The 19,891-nt window shown below is 44.9% G+C and carries 17 protein-coding genes; 5 read left to right on the plus strand and 12 right to left on the minus strand.

Translation table 11 applies throughout. From position 1 onward, the window contains the following. The first annotated feature begins 108 nt into the window (after window positions 1–108). The 3 genes from ABFC84_03340 (at window position 109) to ABFC84_03350 (ending at window position 4,511) form a co-directional block, all read left to right on the plus strand. On the plus strand, window positions 109–1,443 hold the full coding sequence (locus ABFC84_03340) for a hypothetical protein (GenBank protein ID MEN6411785.1): 1,335 nt from the start codon (window positions 109–111) through the stop codon (window positions 1,441–1,443). Between the two features lie 212 nt (window positions 1,444–1,655). Next, window positions 1,656–2,843, plus strand: a complete 1,188-nt coding sequence (locus ABFC84_03345; GenBank protein ID MEN6411786.1) for an amidohydrolase — start codon at window positions 1,656–1,658, stop codon at window positions 2,841–2,843. 132 nt (window positions 2,844–2,975) lie between these two features. Further along, complete coding sequence (locus ABFC84_03350; protein ID MEN6411787.1) at window positions 2,976–4,511, plus strand: AbgT family transporter; 1,536 nt, start codon at window positions 2,976–2,978, stop codon at window positions 4,509–4,511. 241 nt (window positions 4,512–4,752) lie between these two features. On the opposite strand, the gene ABFC84_03355 is transcribed toward ABFC84_03350, so the two are convergent. Both ABFC84_03355 and ABFC84_03360 read right to left on the minus strand, forming a co-directional pair. Beyond that, window positions 4,753–5,793 carry an alpha-hydroxy-acid oxidizing protein gene (locus ABFC84_03355; protein ID MEN6411788.1) on the minus strand — a complete coding sequence of 347 codons (1,041 nt, stop codon included), beginning with the start codon at window positions 5,791–5,793 and terminating at the stop codon, window positions 4,753–4,755. Between the two features lie 227 nt (window positions 5,794–6,020). Then, window positions 6,021–7,397, minus strand: coding sequence for an aminopeptidase (locus tag ABFC84_03360; GenBank protein ID MEN6411789.1), 1,377 nt, complete (start codon window positions 7,395–7,397; stop codon window positions 6,021–6,023). A 245-nt stretch (window positions 7,398–7,642) separates the two neighbouring features. On the opposite strand from ABFC84_03360, the gene ABFC84_03365 reads away from it, so the two are divergent. Next, complete coding sequence (locus tag ABFC84_03365) at window positions 7,643–8,902, plus strand: GDSL-type esterase/lipase family protein (protein MEN6411790.1); 1,260 nt, start codon at window positions 7,643–7,645, stop codon at window positions 8,900–8,902. An 87-nt stretch (window positions 8,903–8,989) separates the two neighbouring features. Here ABFC84_03365 and ABFC84_03370 read toward each other — a convergent pair whose 3' ends face one another. The 5 genes from ABFC84_03370 to ABFC84_03390 form a co-directional block, all read right to left on the minus strand. After that, window positions 8,990–9,523, minus strand: a complete 534-nt coding sequence (locus tag ABFC84_03370) for a DUF3794 domain-containing protein (GenBank protein MEN6411791.1) — start codon at window positions 9,521–9,523, stop codon at window positions 8,990–8,992. An 18-nt stretch (window positions 9,524–9,541) separates the two neighbouring features. Further along, the gene (locus ABFC84_03375) at window positions 9,542–10,198 is read right to left on the minus strand and encodes a DUF3794 domain-containing protein (protein MEN6411792.1); all 657 of its coding nucleotides are present in this window, start codon (window positions 10,196–10,198) and stop codon (window positions 9,542–9,544) included. A 17-nt stretch (window positions 10,199–10,215) separates the two neighbouring features. Next, window positions 10,216–10,788, minus strand: a complete 573-nt coding sequence (locus ABFC84_03380) for a DUF3794 domain-containing protein (protein ID MEN6411793.1) — start codon at window positions 10,786–10,788, stop codon at window positions 10,216–10,218. A 42-nt stretch (window positions 10,789–10,830) separates the two neighbouring features. Further along, entirely contained in the window at window positions 10,831–11,460 is a 630-nt protein-coding gene (locus ABFC84_03385) for a hypothetical protein (protein ID MEN6411794.1), read from the minus strand. 964 nt (window positions 11,461–12,424) lie between these two features. Further along, window positions 12,425–12,580 (minus strand): hypothetical protein, encoded by a 156-nt coding sequence (locus ABFC84_03390; protein MEN6411795.1) that lies wholly within the window; start codon window positions 12,578–12,580, stop codon window positions 12,425–12,427. Window positions 12,581–13,793: 1,213 nt separating this feature from the next. On the opposite strand from ABFC84_03390, the gene ABFC84_03395 reads away from it, so the two are divergent. Then, a complete protein-coding gene (locus ABFC84_03395; GenBank protein ID MEN6411796.1) occupies window positions 13,794–14,345 on the plus strand; it encodes a hypothetical protein in 552 nt (183 codons plus the stop codon). Window positions 14,346–14,623: 278 nt separating this feature from the next. Here ABFC84_03395 and ABFC84_03400 read toward each other — a convergent pair whose 3' ends face one another. From ABFC84_03400 to ABFC84_03420, 5 genes are all read right to left on the minus strand, one after another. Further along, window positions 14,624–16,258, minus strand: coding sequence for a class I adenylate-forming enzyme family protein (locus tag ABFC84_03400; protein MEN6411797.1), 1,635 nt, complete (start codon window positions 16,256–16,258; stop codon window positions 14,624–14,626). A gap of 62 nt (window positions 16,259–16,320) precedes the next feature. Then, the gene (locus ABFC84_03405; GenBank protein MEN6411798.1) at window positions 16,321–16,896 is read right to left on the minus strand and encodes an indolepyruvate oxidoreductase subunit beta; all 576 of its coding nucleotides are present in this window, start codon (window positions 16,894–16,896) and stop codon (window positions 16,321–16,323) included. Window position 16,897: 1 nt separating this feature from the next. Further along, window positions 16,898–18,676: an indolepyruvate ferredoxin oxidoreductase subunit alpha gene (iorA, locus tag ABFC84_03410; protein ID MEN6411799.1), complete on the minus strand. Its 1,779-nt coding sequence runs from the start codon at window positions 18,674–18,676 to the stop codon at window positions 16,898–16,900. A gap of 31 nt (window positions 18,677–18,707) precedes the next feature. Next, complete coding sequence (locus ABFC84_03415; protein ID MEN6411800.1) at window positions 18,708–19,388, minus strand: hypothetical protein; 681 nt, start codon at window positions 19,386–19,388, stop codon at window positions 18,708–18,710. Window positions 19,389–19,429: 41 nt separating this feature from the next. Then, complete coding sequence (locus ABFC84_03420; protein MEN6411801.1) at window positions 19,430–19,876, minus strand: hypothetical protein; 447 nt, start codon at window positions 19,874–19,876, stop codon at window positions 19,430–19,432. Window positions 19,877–19,891: the final 15 nt, after the last annotated feature.

The following is a 19,891-nucleotide window of genomic DNA, read 5'->3' on the forward strand; positions in this document are numbered from 1 at the left end:
CCGCTATCTCCCTTACGCAGCTGTCATCCTCTTGTCTATCCTCTATATGACTTATGATCGGTTAATGGTATAATAGTAATAAGTATAAATATCGCAGGAGAAATTTTTATGGATAAAATAAGATTGGCAGTTGTCGGACCAGCCGATTCGGTTGCCTTAATTCACGAAGTTGCCATGGAACGATCAGATTATTTAGAGCCGGTATCCATTGTTTACCAAGATGCTTCGGAAGTAACGAAAATATTGGAACGGTATGAAAATAATTTCGATATATGGCTATTTTCGGGAATTGTTCCCTATCAACGGGCTTTGGCACTAAAAACGAATAAATCTTTATTTTATATTCCACATACAGGGGCGAGTCTTTATCGGGCTTTGCTGCAAATTACCCATATTGAACAGTTGGCAATTGAAAGCATCAGTTTTGATACATTTAGTCAAAAAGAAGTGGAAGAAACCTTTCACGATATTGATTTGCCGCTGCCTAAAATTTATGTCAATCATTACGCCGGGATTGTATCTGCCGGAGAAATAACCGAATATCATTATAATTTATGGAAAGACGGAAAAACCAATATTGCCGTCACTTGTTTTTGGGCAACCTATGAAAACCTTAAAAAGCTGGGCGTACCGATATTTCGCATTTGGCCAACCCGGAGTAATATCCGGACCGGACTGGCGATTGCCATTAATGCATTTGAAGCCCAGCGGTTTAAGGGAAGCCAGCTGGCTATTCAGCATATCGCAATCGAGGATTATGACGACATTGTTCGCGACAGTTCCAGTTACAGCGCGAAACGAATCGAATTGCGTTTATATGAGATACTGGTAGGATATGCTGAAATGCTGAAGGGATCGCTGGTCTTACGCGGCGGCGGTCAGTTCACCTTATATTCGACCAGAGGAATTCTGGAAGAAACTACGGAAAAATTTACAATTATGCCTATTTTTGAGGATATTACCCGGAATGTGGCAGCAAAAGTAAGCGGCGGCATTGGTTTTGGCTCTACTGCCTATGCGGCGGAAGAAAATGCGTTCCAAGCATTAGGCATTGCTAAACAGAAGGGAAAAGGGCGCTGGATGGTAGTGACGGACAACCGGGAAGTAATCGGCCCGTTAAGTTCCGCGGTTCATCTAAAATATTCCATCCGGGCTGACGATGCTGCCTGCCGCAAGTTTGCCGAGCAGTTAAATATCAGTCTTACTACCGTGAATAAATTATTAGTTGCCATCGATAAATTGGATAAGGATGTTATTGGGGCCGATGAATTAGCCATGTATTTGGCGATTACCCCGCGCAGCGCCAGGCGCCTTTTGAATACGCTGGTCGATCAGGGATTGGCCGGAGCAGCCGGGGAAGAGCTGCTGGTGAAAGGCCGTCCCCGCAAATTGTACAAAATTTTTTTGGATTTGCTGCTGCGGCCAATGATGAATTTAGCTTGAAATAAACAGATTGACAAATTTTACTTTTTTTGTTATGCTGTTTTTGATAAATAAAAGATAGAGCAATGAAGCTCTCGCCAATAGTGCGAGAGCTTTTTCTTGTTATTAAGGATATAAAATATTTTTAAAAACATTTTAGGAAATGTCTATAAATAACCCAAAATGAGTGATATAATGAAAACAATTAATTTTTAGGATAAGGTGGTTTTAAAATGTGGGATCCAAGATTTGATTCTGATCTTGCAAAGCAGCTGGTTGTCTGGCGCCGGACGTTTCACAAGTTTCCGGAAGTAAGCAACCACGAGAAACAAACATCATTGGCTGTTGCGGCTGCTTTACAAAACATGGGAATTGAAGCACAGACATTTGCTGACCATTTTGGGGTTTGCGGCATTATCCGGGGGAAAGTTCCCGGTCCGACCGTTGTATTCCGCACCGATATGGATGCCCTGCCAATTACGGAGGCCAATGACGTTTCTTACCGGTCGACCTGCGAAGGAGTAATGCATGCTTGCGGTCATGATGGCCACATGGCGATTGCGTTAGGCGTGGCGAAAATGTTTTCGCTATGCCGCAGCACAATGGCAGGAAACATTAAGGTGCTGTTTCAGCCGGCGGAAGAAGCTGCGCCTGTTGGCGGTGCAAATTTACTGATTCAAAGCGGAGTGCTGGACGATGCGGCTGTCATTTTTGCTTTGCATTTGTGGCCGGATCTGTTATGTGGTCAGATTGGCATTCATCCGGGACCAATGATGGCCGCCTCCGATCGGTTTACTATCCGGATTCTGGGAAAGGGAGCCCATGCCGGACAGCCGCACCGCGGCGTGGATTCGATTGCTATTGCCGCCGATGTCATACAAGGAATGGGGCATATCATGAATCGCCGGATTGATCCGCTGGAAACCGCTACTCTTTCGATTGGGACTATTCAGGGCGGCGAACGGTATAATGTAGTCGCCAGGGAAGTGACAATGGAGGGAACGGTTCGCACTTTGAACGAAAACGTCAGGACTGACATACCGGACAAGGTAAAAAATTTACTGGAAGGTGTGACTGCCTCCCAGGGAGGAACGTATGCTCTGGATTACCGCTATGGCTATCCTGTGCTGAGCAATGGGGCGAAACCGACGGAACTGGTTATTCAGGCGGCAAAGGAAATACTCGGTGACAGCGCAGTACATAGCGATTTGAAACCCGTTCTGGCTGCCGAAGATTTTGGCCGATATCTCGCTAAAATTCCCGGTGCTTATTTTTGGTTAGGCTGTGCCAGCGAGGGAAAACCTCGTTATAACTTACACAATCCATCTTTTGATATAGACGAAGCTGCCTTGCTGATCGGTGTTAAGATTATGTATCAAACGGGTCTGGCGGCACTGGCCCATTATAGTAAAGTGGTTTAATTAAGGAAATATCCATTAATAGCCGTAAAATATCAGATTCGTATTTAAAGGGAGGGATGGCAATAAGGCTTGATTAGACGATTAGGTAATCGTGCAGCAGGAAGACAGAATTTAAAGGAGGTCTGTGTATTCATGAGTGATTTGGCAACGCAGCCGGCAATAAAACCGCCTTCAGGCAGCGACTTTTTGAAGAAAATTGAAATTTTCGGCAATAAACTTCCCAATCCGGCAATATTATTTTTACTTTTCTTTGCTTTTCTCGCCGTACTTTCTGCTATTTTGGCATCGTTGAATATGACGGCAATAAGCCCGCTGGACCACAAGACGATATACATAAAAAGCCTGCTTAGCAGGGAAGGAATCAGCTGGCTTTTTACCAACATGATTAAAAATTATCTCAACTTTCCGCCTCTCGGTATGATTTTGGTTCTAACTTTAGGCATGGGGCTGGCAGAAAAAGCCGGTTTAATGGATGCTGCCATTAAAGCTTCTATCCATTCTATCCCAAAGCGGTACGTTACTTTTACTATAGTGATTATCAGTTTTATGAGCCATATCGCATCCGATGCGGCGATTGTCATTGTCCCCCCGATAGCCGCCATGGTTTTTTATTCTTTGGGAAGACATCCTTTTGCCGGATTTGCCGCATCGCTGGCTGCAATTTATTCCGGATTTACCGCGAATATATTAATCGTCACGACCGATGTTCTCCTGTCGGGAATTACTACCCAGGCGGCCGGAATTGTCAATCCGGATATAGTCGTAACACCGATTGATAACTGGTACTTTACCTCTTTTTCCGTCATTTACCTTGCCGTATTGACAACGTTTATAACCGAAAAATTTGTAGAACCCCGCTTGGGAACCTATAAAGGAATGAAAGAGATTACCCTGGAAAAGCCTACCGATATTCAACGGAAGGCCTTGCATACTACGGGCATAGCGGCTGTGGTTTTCCTTGCTGTCATATTAGCGTTGATAGTGCCGGAAAACGCTTTGCTGCGGAATCCTCAAACCGGCGGTATTCCCGGTTCACCGTTTATGAAAGGGATTGTGCCGATGCTGTTCCTGTTTTTGCTTACTCTGGGTCTGACTTACGGGATTAAAGCCGGCACGATCCGCAAGGGTGACGATGCTATCAAAATGATGAGTCAGTCGATAAAAGGGTTATCCGGGTTTCTCGTTATGGCATTTGCCATTGCCCAGTTTATTGCAGCTTTTACCTGGACGAATATGGCCACTTTAATCGCTACCACCGGGGCTGAATTTTTAAAAAACATTGGCATGACCGGACTGCCTGCTTTATTATGCTTTATGTTGTTCGGCCAGTGCCTGGGACTGTTTATCGCCAGCGGTTCCGCCATTTGGTCCCTTCTGTCGCCCGTATTCGTTCCTATGTTTATGCTGCTGGGATATCATCCGGCTTTTATTCAAACAGCCTTCCGGGCAGGGGACGGATCGTTAAATACGATTCAACTTGTGAACCCCTTTTTGCCTTTGTTTTTAGAGGATTTAGGTCAGTATAAATCAGATGCCGGAATTGGAACCTATTTTTCACTTATGATTCCTTATGCGGTTTCCTTTCTGATCATGTGGTATATCTTATTTTCCTGCTGGTATCTGGCCGGCTGGCCGGTTGGACCAGGAATACCGCAACGTTTATGGTAGAGTCGCTGCACAGGAACTAACGAAATTTGCTCAAACTTGCCGATGAAAAATCCCCGTCAGGCAGCGCTCGGCCAAGTTCGTATATAATTCGTATATAAAAAGAAAGCTATCGTCGTGATAGCTTTCTTTTTTCTCTCCGGCCTTGCGCGGCAGAGCTTCGAACCGCGTTTAGGTTATTTCGCAGCCAAAATTCTGTCAGGAATCCGACCGTCCCCATTGATATGTAACCATTGCCGATTATTTAAAGTGAGCTCTGGGGAAGATTTGCTCCCCGCACCATGTCCTTCGTGATTTCACTCAAGCTGAAAGCGCCGCACATCGCCATCGTATCCTTTAACTCTCCCGCTAACTTTTCAATATAAAGCTTCACGCCTTCCTTTTCGCCGCCGTAGACAGCCGTTACAAAGGGACGGCAGATTAGAACACCGTCTGCCCCCAGTGCCAGTGCCTTAAAAATATCGGTACCGGAACGGATACCGCCATCCACCAGAATCTTCATCCCGCCGCTGACAGCCGCAGCGATTTCTGGGAGTACCTCTGCCGTGGACGGACACTGGTCCAATACCCTGCCGCCATGATTAGAAACAACAATTGCTTTTGCTCCTGCTTCTTTTGCCTTCAGTGCGCCCTTTATATTCATAATCCCTTTGACAATAAACGGAACACCTGCCATTGCGGAAATGCGACGAAGTTCGTCAACTGATTTCCCGCCGGCCGGCGGTGTCATATTTTTTAAGAAAGGCAGGCCGGCTGCATCTACATCCATGGCAACAGCAAAAGCGCCTGCCTTATGCACCAGCTCCATTTTACTTTTTATTGTAGCCAAATTCCACGGTTTCACAGTAGGAATACCGCAGCCATTCACCTGAGCGATTGCCTCTGTTGCACTCTCCATGACTTTCGGATCCGTACCGTCGCCGGTAAACGCAGCGATTCCATTTTCCCGGCAGGCAGAAAGCAAAATAGCATTATACGTCATATCGTTGAATTTATCACTATAGTGCATATTCACCGCACCAACCGGACCGGCAAAAAAGGGATACTTAAATGTCTGGCCAAATAAGTGCAATGTCGTATCTACTGGTCTGCCCGCACAAAGCGTATCCATATTGACCCGAATCTCCTGCCATTTCTGATAATTGCGGATAGCTGAGTCGCCAACGCCTTTTGCCCCCGGTCCCGGAATGCTGTTTCGGCAGGCGAGCCCGTTACAGACATTGCATGCCTTGCAGTAACTGCCAATACAGGTACGGGCATTTTCCAGTACTTCCTTATAATTCATCCCATTTTCCCTCTTTTCTTATCTTTCTAATAATTTGCCTGATCGAAGCAGGCCGGAATAACCGCAGCACAGCCACAGTTTCATTCCCTAAGATAGCTTAGCTATTCTTTTCCATGCTGTTACCTGAAATCCTCCTGGTCTAACACAAAAACCGTCAAAAACACAACATGACAACCGTATGCTTTTAAGCACCATTGCGCCGCCTCCCCTAATGACTTATCACGCTATCAGTGAGATAAAAATGCCATATACCCCTTTTTCGTTTCGTATACATCAGCTTTGCTTACAACTTCCCACGGTGCATGCATATTAAGCAAGGCTACGCCACAGTCGATTACTTCCATGCCATAAAGTGATAAAATATAAGCAATCGTACCGCCGCCGCCAAAATCAACCTTCCCCAGTTCCGCCGTCTGATAGGCAACTTTATGTTCATCTAAAATATGTCTTAATTTTCCAATATATTCTGCATTTGCATCATTTGAACCGGATTTTCCCCTTGCGCCGGTAAACTTATTGAATACCATTCCTTTGGCAAAATAAGCTGCGTTTTTCTTTTCAAAGGCGGAAGCGAACGTTGGATCAAATGCCGCGCTGACATCGGATGATAACATTCTTGAATTAGCCAGCGTTCTTCTCAGTATCAGTTCTGAATATCCGCCCATTGCATTTAATACTTCCGCCGCCGTATTTTCGAAAAATTTCGATTGCATGCCAGTCGCACCGACACTGCCTATCTCTTCCTTGTCCACAAGGATTGTACAGGCTGTTCGCTTTACGCTTTCAAACTCAAGCATTGCTGCTAAGGAAGTGTAAGCGCATACCCGATCATCATGACCGTAAGCCATAATCATACTCTTATCGATTCCCGCTTCCCTTGCCTTTCCTGCCGGAACCACTTCTAATTCTGCCGAGATAAAATCTTCTTCCTCAATGTCATATGTATCCTTGATAAGTTTCAATATTTGTTTCTTTACGGCATCTTTTTCTTCGCCTTGTAATGGCTTATTTCCAATAATTATATTAAGTTCTTCGCCTTCGATTACTTTATCCGCCTTTTTTTCAAGCTGCTCATGTGCTAAATGAATGAGCAAATCAGAAATGAACACAACAGGATCTTTCTCATTTTCACCCATGACTATTTCAACAACCGTTCCATCCTTTTTTGCGACAACGCCGTGAATGGCCAGCGGTAAAGTAACCCACTGGTATTTTTTAATTCCGCCATAATAATGGGTATCCAGATAAGCTAACTCTGTATCCTCATATAATGGATTCTGCTTAACGTCAAGTCTGGGAGAATCTATGTGCGCCCCTAAAATGTTCATTCCCGCTTCAATCGGATTTTCACCAATCAAAAATAAAGCAATTGCTTTCTTCATGTTTGCAGCATACACTTTATCTCCGGCCTTTAACTTTGTTTTATTTTTTATAATGTCTGCCAGATTTTTATAACCGGCCTTTTCTGCCATTTCCACAGAAACTTTCACGCATTCTCTCTCTGTTTTTCCGCTATCTAAGAATTTTAAATATTCCTTATTAACCGCTTCTAGTTCCCTCAATTCGTTTTTATCATATTTTGTCCAAACATTTTTTCTTTCCATGAACAAATACCTTCTTTCTTTATTATTGGTACTAACAAATATTGTATCACATCTCTGGTCTGTGCGAATGGAAGCGCGATTCTAAAATTACTAAAACCCTCTATTTTTATACTGTGAATTATCAATTGATAAATGAAGGTCTATTTTATAAAATATAAACATGGAGATATTGATTGCAGCTTCATTCCCTTAAATACAAAGCCATGATCGCAGCCACTGATCATCTACTTAGATTGGAGTTTCCTATGAAAATTACAAAATTTATAATTTTACTTATTATCGTTACCCTGCTATTGAGTTTTTTCTTAACATCGAGCGCTTCCTTCGTCCGGACCAATAAGATACAGCTTGCGTGGATAAGCGGCGACGATGCTGTGGCGTATGAACTGGAGGTAATGAACAAGCCTTATAAGCCAACTGATTCCGTACCGGCCGACGAGCTCGTCTACCATGCGGCAGATATTTTTACTCCCGGCATTGAGCTGGACTTAAATCAGCTTGCTATTCCGCATATTGATAAAGCATACTATAGAATTAGGCCCTTAGATTTAAACAGGCAGCCTATCGCGAATTTTTCTGAACCTATGCCGTTATCCGGCGGGCAATTAAATCCCACAGCCCCCCAGCCCACAGCTCTTTTCAATTCAAATCGTCCGGCACCGCTTTACCCGACATATTCCTGGATCCCTGTATTAGGAGCAAAACATTACATCGTTGAAATTACGAAGGGTGCTCCTGAAAACCCCAACGGAATCCGCCCCTCAATGAAGCGGGTGCGCAGCTACACCGTGGATGGCGGATTTGATTGTTATGACACACACGCTTATGTAGAAGAAAGCACCTATTACTGGCGAGTACTTGCCCTGAATAGCTGCTACTTTCCTATCGGCACTTACTCGGATGCCATCCCCTTTCATGTTTCTGTAAAGCATTATACGTGGGCAGTTTTTGGCGACAGCATTACACATGGCGGCGGAGCTGTATCCAACCCGCCTTCCGATATTCGGTTTGACTACTCGTCTTACATACCTTACGAAATTAAAAACCTGGGCAGAAGCGGCGACAGTGCTGAATCCTTAGTCGAGCGTTTCGACAGCGACGTTTTGCCGTTTCAGCCGAAGTATCTTTTGATCCTCATAAGCGGCAACAGTATACGAGGCGGAACGAAGGGCGAAGATGTAATTGAACAATTCCAAAGGCTCATCAATAAATGTGAGCAAGCCGGCATAACTCCAATTTTTTTAACGATTCCACCGATCAATCCCGACAGAATTGAACAAGTCTTTCAAAAGCCATCTGTTGATGATTGGCAAAATCAAACTGATATCGTCAATACTTTCTTAAAAAAGCAGCCATATGTAATTGATATTAACCCCTTATTAAGCGATCAGCGCGGCTATTTGCCGGTAATCTATTCACAAGACGGGCTGCATCCTGATATCTCGGGTAAAAAGGTGATAGCTGACGCTGTAATTCAATTTCTTTATACTTTTGATAGAAATTGAAACGGAAAACAGGGTATCCGTATTTGCGCTGTCCGGCGCAAGTAAATTCTGCCTGTATAAGGCCTGCCTTTCGGCAGGCCTTTTCATTTATACTATATGGCATGGTGAAGCCGGGGCCGGCTTAGCCCGCAAAAACAGAGTGACATTTTTAAATATCTGCCGGCTGTTAACTGCCTGAACAAATACATCTTCGACGCAGCTATCAATGCACAATAAATCGGTTACAGCGATGGTGGATTTGAGGACAATAAAAGTTGAAAAAGGAATGTCGAAATGAGCGGCATGAACGGATTGTTGACGTACAGCGGCTGTATACACAATTTTTTGGTGAAGGATGCCTTCAACAATCAGTTTTTTACCGGTCAACGTAGTGCCTTCTTGATTTTTTGTACCCTCTGGCGTCTCAATAATTCGCTGGGAAATAATTCTTACTTGAATATAGACTTTATCAATAGATTCAATATCCGGTTTTTGGCAAGGCAGCGTCAGCACTTCCGGTATGGATAGCTCCGACCAGTTTCTGTCGGTGGCAAGTGCCGGATCCACATCCTCAAAGGTAAGCGTCGCTGGATCGCATAACCCAATTATCTCTACCGCACTTTCAATACAATTACAAATCACGCCTCATAACCTCCTTCCTCATGACTGGCAAACCAGCGGTGTAGCCTTAATAAACAAAGTAACGTTTGTAAACACCTGTCTATCGGTACAACCCGCCACGAAAATATCTTCTATGCACATATCAATCTTGAATCTTCTGGTTAATGGATCATCCTCGTCTAGAATAATGAAAGCCGAAAACGGAACATCGAAATGCATCGCGTGAACAGACTGCTCAGGAACTGCCGCCGTGTAAATGAATTTTTGTCTGAGAACTCCTTCGATTACTAATTTTTTGCCGGTAGTATATAAGCCTTCCGCATTGGTAATGGGTACGATTGTCTCAACACCATATGCATCTGTTCTGATGAGCACCGGCGTTCTCACTACCCTCTGGGAAATTAACTGCGACACAATTGTAACGTCTAACAACTGCTCAATATCGGGCTTTTTCTCTGGAACACATAAAACTTCCGGAATGAATAACTGTACCCATCTTCTGTCGGTAGCAAGGGTCAACATGCTGGACACCGTAGCCTCCGGACATGTGCCTTTTACTCTCAATAACTGTTTGCACTCATGTTCCTCCGGTTTCGAAAAATGCATTTTACAGGCTGACGTACAGGTGACTGAACCCATATTGAGATTATCCGTCGTCTCACAGGATTCCGTTTGACTCTCAACGCAATAATCCACTTTCTTCCCTCCTTCCCTTATAACTCGCTCAGGCATTCTGCTCCTGCCGTCGGTGCAGGTACTGCCTGAAGCAATAATGTCACATTCTTAAATATATACCGATCGCGGAATTCTTTGATAAATAGATCTTCTACACAAACATTCACCTGAAAATTAATTAACTGAGTGTCCACTGAAGTTGTACCAATTGTAATAAATTGCGGAATTACAATATAAGCAGAAAATGGTACAACAAAATGCACTGAATGCACTGTTTGCTCGGGAACTTCTGCCGTGTAGGTTACAGTTTGACAGAGCTGCCCTTCGACAATCAATTTTCTTCCGGTTACAACAACCCCTGCGTAGTTGGTAATGAACTCAGTGCCAGTCACTGGGCTGCGCGGAGTTATGATTACTTTCTTTCTTACAATGTTTGCCGAAATATTCACTGAATTAATCTGCTCAATACAAGGCTTTTGACTGGGAATAATCAGCGTCTCCGGCACTGAAATTTCCGTCCAAAAGGGATTGAGGTTTAAATCAAATGCCTGAATATCGCAAAGACCGGCAATGTCAATACCAAACATATCGGCCTGACACCCATAACTCATGAAAAAGCCTCCTTTCTTGAATTAGAAATTACTTCACAATGGTTAAGACAAAAATACATCGTCGATATACCAAATACCGCCCAATAATGTCTCCCCTACAGGAGGAACAGTCAGTGGATTCACCTCCTCGGCAATAAATACAAGCGTCAACTGGAAGGCATCGCTGCACTTACATGGGTTCGGCGGATATTTACAGCAGGAATCCAGGAAGTAATAGGATTCAAAATCATATCCTGTTACTTGAATAGGCGTAGTTGACGGGGTTACCGTTACTTGATTAGGCACGCCTTCCATAATGATTACAGAGGCAACAGCATCAGCCGGATTCAGTGTCCCGCTGCTGATTTGAGTGCGCACATCACCACGGAACACCAGCGCACTTGTACGCAAGCTAAAAGTGTTTGCCGCGCCGTTTTTCTGGTCATATCTTGCTCCCCAGAAATTAAGCTGTGTGAAGAAAGAACGGTTGCGGCCGGAAAGCATCGACAAATCAATAAGCTGGGTCAGATATGCGTTCTGCCAAGTACCCGGCAAAGCGGGATCTGTAGGATTCGGCACAAATACAGGCTGAAGCCGTGCAGAAGTGCGGCCGGTATGGGCGATACGCGTTAAGAAAGCTGAATCGATTTCCGGTGACGGCGGCAACGGTGCAAGGCTTGCCCTTATTGCCAACCAGTTGCTCGTTAATATCGGACCTTCGAAGCTTCCGTCTTTAACTAAATTGCATCTTATACCGCTTTCCCGCAAATCATCTTGAGGCCAACATGTTCCTTGAATACCAGGATGTCCGGGAGATCCAAGGCAAATCGGCGTACTGCTGCAGCCGGACTGAACGGGAGCTGCCGGCGGCGGCTCTGGTGGTCCAGTACATATCTGTGTACAGTTACCACAGGACGAAACGGGAGGCGCTGTTGGTCCGGGAGATCCAGTGCATATCGGCGTGCGGTTACAGCAGAACTGAACTGGCGGCCCTGGCGGTCCGGGTGGTCCTGCGGGTCCGGGTGGTCCAGTTGAGCCAATTGGTCCCGGCGGTCCGGGTGGTCCCTGACAGCCAGTATCTCCCCTTGGCCCAGGAGGCCCTGCTGGGCCCGGATAGCCTGGAGGTCCCATTGGACCAGGGAATCCGTAATAGCCCGCATCGCCCTTTGGTCCGGGATAACCAGAGTATCCCCTAGGTCCGGGAGCACCATAACTGCCATTATCCTCCCTGGATCCGGAAGATTCAGGCAGCCCTGGAGGGCCGGCAACGCCCTGAATAACATAAGGAGCCGTCCCTGTGCATATATTAGCAAAGTTTTTTGCCGGCCGGGGACTGTTGTAATAATACGATATATTACCTGACATTTTCTCACCCCTTTACTACATCGTATTCACTTTACAAAACAAAGTTACATAGTCGGATTCATATTTTTACAACAAAAATTGCAAGCTAACGATTCACCCCATTAGCTTGCAGTATCCGGTACATAGGAGTCATAAATTGTCATCATAAACCAGTAACCTTTTTGCCGATAAAATAATAAGCTGATACTAAAATAGATAATTAATATTCAGAGGTGATCATTTTGTCTGACCAGCAAATTGACTTCATCGGACTCACTCAACCGTCACGCTTTCCGCCTAATCTATTGCCGGACTACTGCACCGAAACCTGTGAAACCGACAAACTATGTATTCCCTGCCAAAAGCCGGACATTTCCCAAATATTAAGCGTAAGTATTAATATATCATTATCTTCTACCAAGGTGATCTGCACCCCCTGCGGTAAAAAACTGGTTATCGAGGCTGTCAAGCATCTAAAAATAATGTACATTGCGGCTGAACCCTGTGAAACCGTCCATACTGCCCATTTTTGTCTCCCACTCTGTATGTTTATCCTATTAAAGGATCCTCATCGTGAAGTAACGGATATCTGTACAGTAGTCGAATATGTATCCATCAAACAGCTTGATTGCCGCTGCGTAGCTGTATCGGCATTAATCCTAGCCTGCGCTATCCTTAAGCCCTGCTGCCCTAGCGACCCGTGTGAACCCTGCTGTGATAACCACGAACACCATCATTGCCCAGCTCTCCACACCACCTGCGGCACCCCGCCGTATAAGACCGAGCTCTGCACTGTATGCCATAGCGAAAAAAAATACTCACCATCGTATACCTGCAGTACTGAATATTAAAAATGGTGCAAAATCCCAAATTTCTAGGAAAGAACTCAATTCACAAATATAAACTGCCCCATATAGGAGGAAGGCTTTATGAGTCATAAAATAAGAGCGTTTGTGAATGTGCACAACACATTTAAACTACCCGAGAATAAACCCGATATTGAGTTCATACTGCGGGCAGCAACCTTTCCGCACATAGAATATGCCTCTACTATTGATAAACGAGTAATTTTTAGGGGCTACCTGGATTTATGCATAGAGTATGCAGCTAAAACCGCTGACTGTTCCCAACTAGTCTACTTTGCCTGTTTTAAACTGCCCGTCAACTCCGGTGTTATAGAATATTGCCGGATAAAGGCCGATCGTAATGTCCAATTGAAAGTAAAAACTAAATACCTAAAAGTAACTGCTGTCGATTGCCGCTGTATTGACTGTGTAACCGTAGTCAATGTTATGGCTGTACAATTCGCCAATCATTTTCATAACTTGCCTTCTCATATTTGTCTGCCTTATTTTTCACAACCCTTCTTTTCTTGCGGACCTACATTTTGCCAGGATATTACATTAAATGACTGCCAACCAGACTGCCCGCCCTGCCATCTGGCCAAACCATGTGATACTTCATTAGATTGCTGCGAATCCCCGTCCTTCCTGTCCTGCGACTGCATGGAATCTGACCATTTACCAATCTCAGTTACCTACGAAAACACCCCTTCCACATATGCCTGCTGTGACTGCATGCCATGTTGCAAACCGTCTGAGCATTACTATCAGGACTGCTGCTCCCGCAATATTTTCATCGGAACGTAATATCATAATAATACTGTATCGGAGGCTAAAAATATGCATTGTATCTATGAGGAAAACTCAGTCGTTACCCCGCCTTTTCCAATTTCACTAACCAATAATACAACCGCAGAAATTGGAAAACTAACAATATGCAGACCTCTGCAGCAGTGTGGCTGTTTGATTGTAACCGCTGTGGTAAACTGGAGTGCAACCTTTACGCCTCCCGATGGCGTTAGCGCCACAGTAAGCACTGCCGGTTATGCCGATATAGTCATTGAACTTCTGTTTAATAACAATGTAATATACCGAGTATTCCAGACAGCGCTGCAAAAAGCCATTCCCCTGCCACCAGCATTATTCTCAAGTGCATCAACGACCTGCGAAATTGCCCCGTTGCTGTATAGTTATCAAATGCCTTTCTGCTTCAATAGCTGCGGCTATTATGATATGATCGCCCTCCATGCTACCGCCAAGCTGGTTGCCCCTGTAGTAAGTACAGGGACAGCTGCAGCATCGGCAAATATTGGAGCCGTAACACTAATCGCCGAAGTTGTCAACATGCATAGAACGAAAGAGGATACAGCCGATGTCATAATAACCGAATAGACACAGTCTGAATTTATCACGGCACTGTAGCAATAAAAAACTAGTTTAGTGATTGCTTTGAATTTTCCGGCAATTATTCCCGTCATCACAATCTATAAATGTCCACATAAACAAGGGGACAGGTATTTTGTTTTACCAGCTTTACCGTAAAACATCTTCCCTATCCCCGCGTCTTCTTCCCGACTCGCAGGAACCGTCCCCACGAGTCGGGCAATAAGATTGCTCTCATTGCCCGTTAAAATGGTAGACATACTTTTACAAGCCCTTAAATTTGAATTTTAACTCTGGGATTGATCTGCTATTAAGTGTGCGGCACAATATTTCTCCCGCAGCTTCGGTTTTTCAATTTTACCGGTAGGGTTGCGCGGAACGTCGGCAAAAATAATCTTACGCGGACGTTTGTAGCGCGGTAGGGAAGAACAAAATTCCCTTATGTCTTCCTCAGTACACTGGTAATGCGGTTTGAGCTCGATAATAGCGGCTGCGATTTCGCCAAGTCGTTGATCCGGCAGGCCAATCACTGCAACATCTTTGATTGAATTATTTCTATGAAGAAAATCTTCAATCTGTACCGGGTACAAATTTTCACCGCCTGAAATAATAACATCTTTTTTTCGGTCAACCAAGTAAATGAAACCGTCTTCATCCATACGGGCCATATCGCCGGTAAAAAGCCACCCGTCTTTCAATACCTCTGCGGTAGCCTCAGGGTCATTATAATAACACTTCATCACGCCCGGCCCTTTTACAATAAGTTCTCCTATACTCCCCTGCTGAACAGGACTGCCCGATTCATCAACAATCATTGCCTCCCATTTAAACCCGGGCTTCCCAATTGCCCCAACCTTATGAATATTTTCAAGGCCAAGATGGACACATCCCGGACCGATTGACTCGCTCAGTCCGTAGTTAGTATCATAGCTATGGTTAGGAAAATACTTCTTCCAGCGATGAATCAAACTGGGAGGAACCGGCTGAGCACCAATATGCATCAGTCTCCATTGCTCAAGATCATAATCAGCCAGGTTCACTTCTCCGTCTTCAATCGCATTCAGAATGTCCTGGGCCCAGGGGACAAGCAGCCAGACTATTGTAACCTTTTCTTCGGAGACTGCCTTAAGAATCCATGCCGGCTTCACTCCGCGAAGCAAAACTGCTTTTCCTCCTACCAAAAAGCTGCCAAACCAATGCATTTTTGCACCGGTATGATATAAGGGCGGAATGCATAAAAAATTATCCTCCTGAGTCTGCTGGTGATGGTTTTGTTCCGTATAGCAGGCAGATTGCAGACTATAGTGAGTATGAAGAATCGCTTTGGGGAAGCCTGTAGTGCCGGAAGAAAAATAAATAGCGGCGTCATCTTCAGCGATAAGCTGAATTTGCGGAGTTTCGGCTGAGTACGACGCTTCGGTCTGATTATAGTTTGTAGCAAATGAAGGACCATTTTCGCCTACATAAAAATGCATTTTTACAGTAGGAAGCTTTTCATAGATTGTTTCCACGCGGTCGATAAATTCCGGTCCGAAAATCAGCATGACGGCTTCCGAAAGTTCCAAACAATATTTTATTTCCTCTGCATCATAGCGAAAGTTTAACGGGACTGCCACAGCACCGGCTTTAAGAATCCCAAAATAAATCGGCAGCCATTCCAGACAATTCATCAACAGTATCGCAACTTTGTCGCCCTTTTTTATACCGCTGCTTAGCAGCAAATTGGCAAATCTGTTCGCTTTATCATCGAATTCGCGCCATGTCATTTGGCGCCGAAAACTCGCCGTGGGATTTGTTTCAATTAACTCGTATTCTCGCCAGGAAACTTCATGCTTTTCCTGTAATTCAGGATTTATTTCAATTAGGCTGATCTTATCGCCATACAGCATAGCATTGCGAGACAGTATTTCAGTTATGGGCATTTTATTTTCTCCTTCTAATTCCTCGTGGCAATATGAAAATTCTCACAAGGTCAAATTCCGGGTTACTCTACATTCATTCCTGCTTTGAAAGCAAGGAGATTTACCCCAACGGCACTCGCCTTGACACTGCTTTTAATCACTTCTTCCCAATCAATATAGCTAATCTTCATGGCTTTTACCAGCGCCCCGAGCAAAACTACGTTCATAGCTTTCGCATTCCCCAACTTTTCGGCGATTTCGGCTGCCCTGATAACAGTTGTGTCGGCTTTAGCCTTTATCAGTTCCAGCACTCCTTCCGGATAATCCTGTTTTCCCATGAGGATCGGAGCTGACGGGATCTGATAGTTATTTACGACCACTTTGCCGTTTGGCTCTAAGTATTCGAGCCACCTGAGCGCTTCCATTGTCTCGAAGGAAACAAGTATATCAGCCTGTCCCTTGCCGATAATCGGCGAATATACCTTTTTCCCGTATCTTACCTGGGTGCTGACGCTGCCGCCACGCTGCGCCATGCCGTGTATTTCTGACATCTTCACATCATAACCGGCGTTCACTAGTCCATTAGACAATATCTTGCTCACTAAAATGGTACCCTGTCCGCCTACACCAACCAGCAGTATATTTTTTACATCGGACACACTACTCACCAACCTTTGCTATGGCATTTACCGGGCATACTTGCAGGCATACTTCGCAACCGACGCATTGCACCGGATCGATGGCTGCTTTTTCATGCTCTCTGTTGAATCTGAGAGCCGGACAGCCGGTATTGATGCACATTTTGCAACCGATGCACTCTTCAGTATCTATTTCACAAGTTGCCCAATAATCACCGAACTCTTCTTTGTCTTGCGGTGACTGCTTTTTCAATACGCATGGCCAGCGAGTGATAATAACAGACGGTTCATCCAAAGCAAGGGCCCAATCGAGGGCTTCCCTTATCTCGGCAAGTTTTAGCGGATTGACCGTTCGTACATAATTGATTCCCAACGCCCTTACCACATCTTCAATCGGCAGTGCCTTAGCCGGCATTCCCTGGAGCGTGAAACCTGTTCCAGGATGATCCTGGTGACCGGTCATCCCGGTAATCCGGTTATCGAGAATAACTGTAATCGTTTTGCTGTGATTATACGCTATGTTCATAATACTGTTGATGCCGGTATGAAAGAAGGTTGAGTCGCCGATGGTCGCGACAACACGCAGGTTTTCGTCGAATTTGTTGAAGATTTTTTGCGCGCCGTGTCCTATGCTTGGAGCTGATCCCATACAGATACAAAGGTCCTTGGCGTTAAGGGGATCGGCTCCGCCCAGAGCATAACAGCCGATATCTCCGGCCATGACGACATTTTTCTTTTTACTAAGTTCATAGAAAAAGCCCCTGTGCGGACAACCGGCGCAAAGTACGGGCGGTCTGTTAGCTACTAAGGATCTATCGTACTGAATAAGCGGATTTTCTTCGTCCAGCAAGGCTTTCGCAATAATATCGGGATTGAGTTCGTACATGTTGGGTATTTTCTCTTTGCCGATGCAGGTTATTCCCATTTGCTTTATCTGGTCTTCCAAATAGGGCTCCAGTTCTTCAATTACATAGAGCTTTTCCACCCGCGAGGCGAACTCTTTGATTTTTTTCGCCGGCAGTGGATAAGTAAACCCTAGTTTGAGATAAGACACCTTATCGCCAAAAACTTCCTTGGCATATTGGTAGGCGACACCCGACGAAATAATACCAATTTTGGCGTCGTTCCATTCGAAGTAGTTCAAATCAGTTTCATCGGCAAATGCTGATAGTTTGCACAAGCGTTTTTCCAATTCGGCGCGCAGCCTTTTCGATACAGCCGGAACAAGGTCGTATTGGGAGAGGTTTCTTACATAAGGTTTTTTGCTATCTTCCTTCCGTTCGCCGATTTCCACTAAACTTTTGCTATGACAGACTCTTGTCGTCATTCTAAATAAAATCGGCGTATTAAATTTTTCGCTGATCTCCATGGCCGCCTTAATCATGTCTTTCGATTCCTGGCTGTCACTTGGCTCGATCATGGCTATTTTAGCAAACTTAGCGTATTGTCTGTTGTCCTGCTCGTTTTGCGATGAATGAAGGCTCGGGTCATCGGCCGTTACCAGCACCATACCCCCGTTTACTCCCGCATAGGCAAAACTGAACAAGGGGTCGGCGGCTACGTTTACTCCGACCATTTTCATGGCCGCAAGTGCTCTCGCGCCGGCGATAGATGCACCTATCGCACTTTCCATGGCCACCTTTTCGTTTGGTGCCCATTCAGCGATAATATCTTGTTTGTATTCGGCGATAGTTTCTAGTATTTCGGTACTCGGAGTCCCGGGGTAAGCTGCGGCATACGTCACGCCGGCTTCGTATGCTCCCTGGGCTACCGCTTCATTACCGGTCAGTAATTTTTTCATTATAACCTCCACATGTAGTTTCCTTGAACGGCTACTTGAATAGGACTTTCGATTTCTTTCTTTTTCCATAGGCGAGAATCGCTCCTAACGCTATGGATAAGTACGCCGCCATCAAAACCCGGTACTCGGGCGGCAATAAAAAAGTGATTGTATGGGCTGGTATCCAGAAAAAAGGAATCGTTTTTAAAACGACGAAGGAGACCAGACCCTGCCAGTCAATTCTGGCAATCACGTCAGACAAATTCACTGTTCCGGCTGGAATATTTTCGCCGCAGATGAGGTCAATATAGGTGTCGGTTATCCGGTGAAGAGTCATAAATGCAGGGCCAAAAGCCAGGTTCATGATGGCGCTAATCCAAAATGCAGCCCATATTTTACCGGAAGATACGTCAGTACCAGACCATAGCAGTCCTTTTGATATTGCTCCCGCAACTCCGCCGGAAAATACTTCAAACATCAGCACGATAAGTACGCCAATGAGGCCCCAGACAATACTGCGGTATGTTACCCCCGCGGGCCTCTTCCATTCCCCCATGGCAATACGGATAGCCAACAACTCACCCATAGTAGCCAAGACGGCAAATTTACCGAAACCCATGATATACGGATGCTCTTTGGTAACACTAATGAACACCTGATGCGTAGCTGGAACTACCATAATCGATGAAACGGCACATAGCGCGATCAGCCATAAAAAGTCTCCTCGTCTCACTTTTCCCTCCTATAAATATGCAAACTAGCCATCTCTACCTTTTACCAATAAAAATCAGCGGTATCATTTGCTTGAAGAGCTTCTTTAATATCCTTATCATTGCGTAATATGTTCATGGCCCGTTCAACATCATCCACCTTCACTACTACCTTTGCCACATTTTCAGCTGCAGTGGTAAAGGCATAAATATATTCAATATTGATATCGGCATCACTTAGCTTATCAACATAGGTCAGTAAAGTACCTGGCTTATCGCCGATAGTTATAGCAAGCACAGGGGTTTTCTTTACAATAAAGCCTGCCTCACGCAATATCTTCCCTAAAATGTCCGGATCAGTAACAATAAACCGCAGGATGCCAAAGTCTGCCGTATCGGCTATTGATAACGCTTTAATATTAATATCATTAGACCGGATGACCTGCAGTATTTCCCGAAAAGCTCCGGGACAATTCTCCACAAACGTTGATATTTGCTGAATAACATTCATACTTTTTACCTCCCG

It is taken from the genome of Veillonellales bacterium (assembly GCA_039680175.1).
In the GTDB taxonomy this organism is placed as follows: Bacteria; Bacillota; Negativicutes; order JAAYSF01; family JAAYSF01; genus JBDKTO01.

Excerpts from the sequence above, each read along its gene's own strand:
- ABFC84_03365 (MEN6411790.1), top strand. The coding sequence starts at position 7,643 with ATGAAAATTACAAAATTTATAATTTTACTTATTATCGTTACCCTGCTA.
- ABFC84_03340 (MEN6411785.1), top strand. The coding sequence starts at position 109 with ATGGATAAAATAAGATTGGCAGTTGTCGGACCAGCCGATTCGGTTGCC.
- ABFC84_03400 (MEN6411797.1), bottom strand. The coding sequence starts at position 16,258 with ATGCCCATAACTGAAATACTGTCTCGCAATGCTATGCTGTATGGCGAT.
- ABFC84_03350 (MEN6411787.1), top strand. The coding sequence starts at position 2,976 with ATGAGTGATTTGGCAACGCAGCCGGCAATAAAACCGCCTTCAGGCAGC.
- ABFC84_03395 (MEN6411796.1), top strand. The coding sequence starts at position 13,794 with ATGCATTGTATCTATGAGGAAAACTCAGTCGTTACCCCGCCTTTTCCA.
- ABFC84_03420 (MEN6411801.1), bottom strand. The coding sequence starts at position 19,876 with ATGAATGTTATTCAGCAAATATCAACGTTTGTGGAGAATTGTCCCGGA.
- iorA (MEN6411799.1), bottom strand. The coding sequence starts at position 18,676 with ATGAAAAAATTACTGACCGGTAATGAAGCGGTAGCCCAGGGAGCATAC.
- ABFC84_03345 (MEN6411786.1), top strand. The coding sequence starts at position 1,656 with ATGTGGGATCCAAGATTTGATTCTGATCTTGCAAAGCAGCTGGTTGTC.
- ABFC84_03355 (MEN6411788.1), bottom strand. The coding sequence starts at position 5,793 with ATGAATTATAAGGAAGTACTGGAAAATGCCCGTACCTGTATTGGCAGT.
- ABFC84_03360 (MEN6411789.1), bottom strand. The coding sequence starts at position 7,397 with ATGGAAAGAAAAAATGTTTGGACAAAATATGATAAAAACGAATTGAGG.
- ABFC84_03380 (MEN6411793.1), bottom strand. The coding sequence starts at position 10,788 with ATGAGTTATGGGTGTCAGGCCGATATGTTTGGTATTGACATTGCCGGT.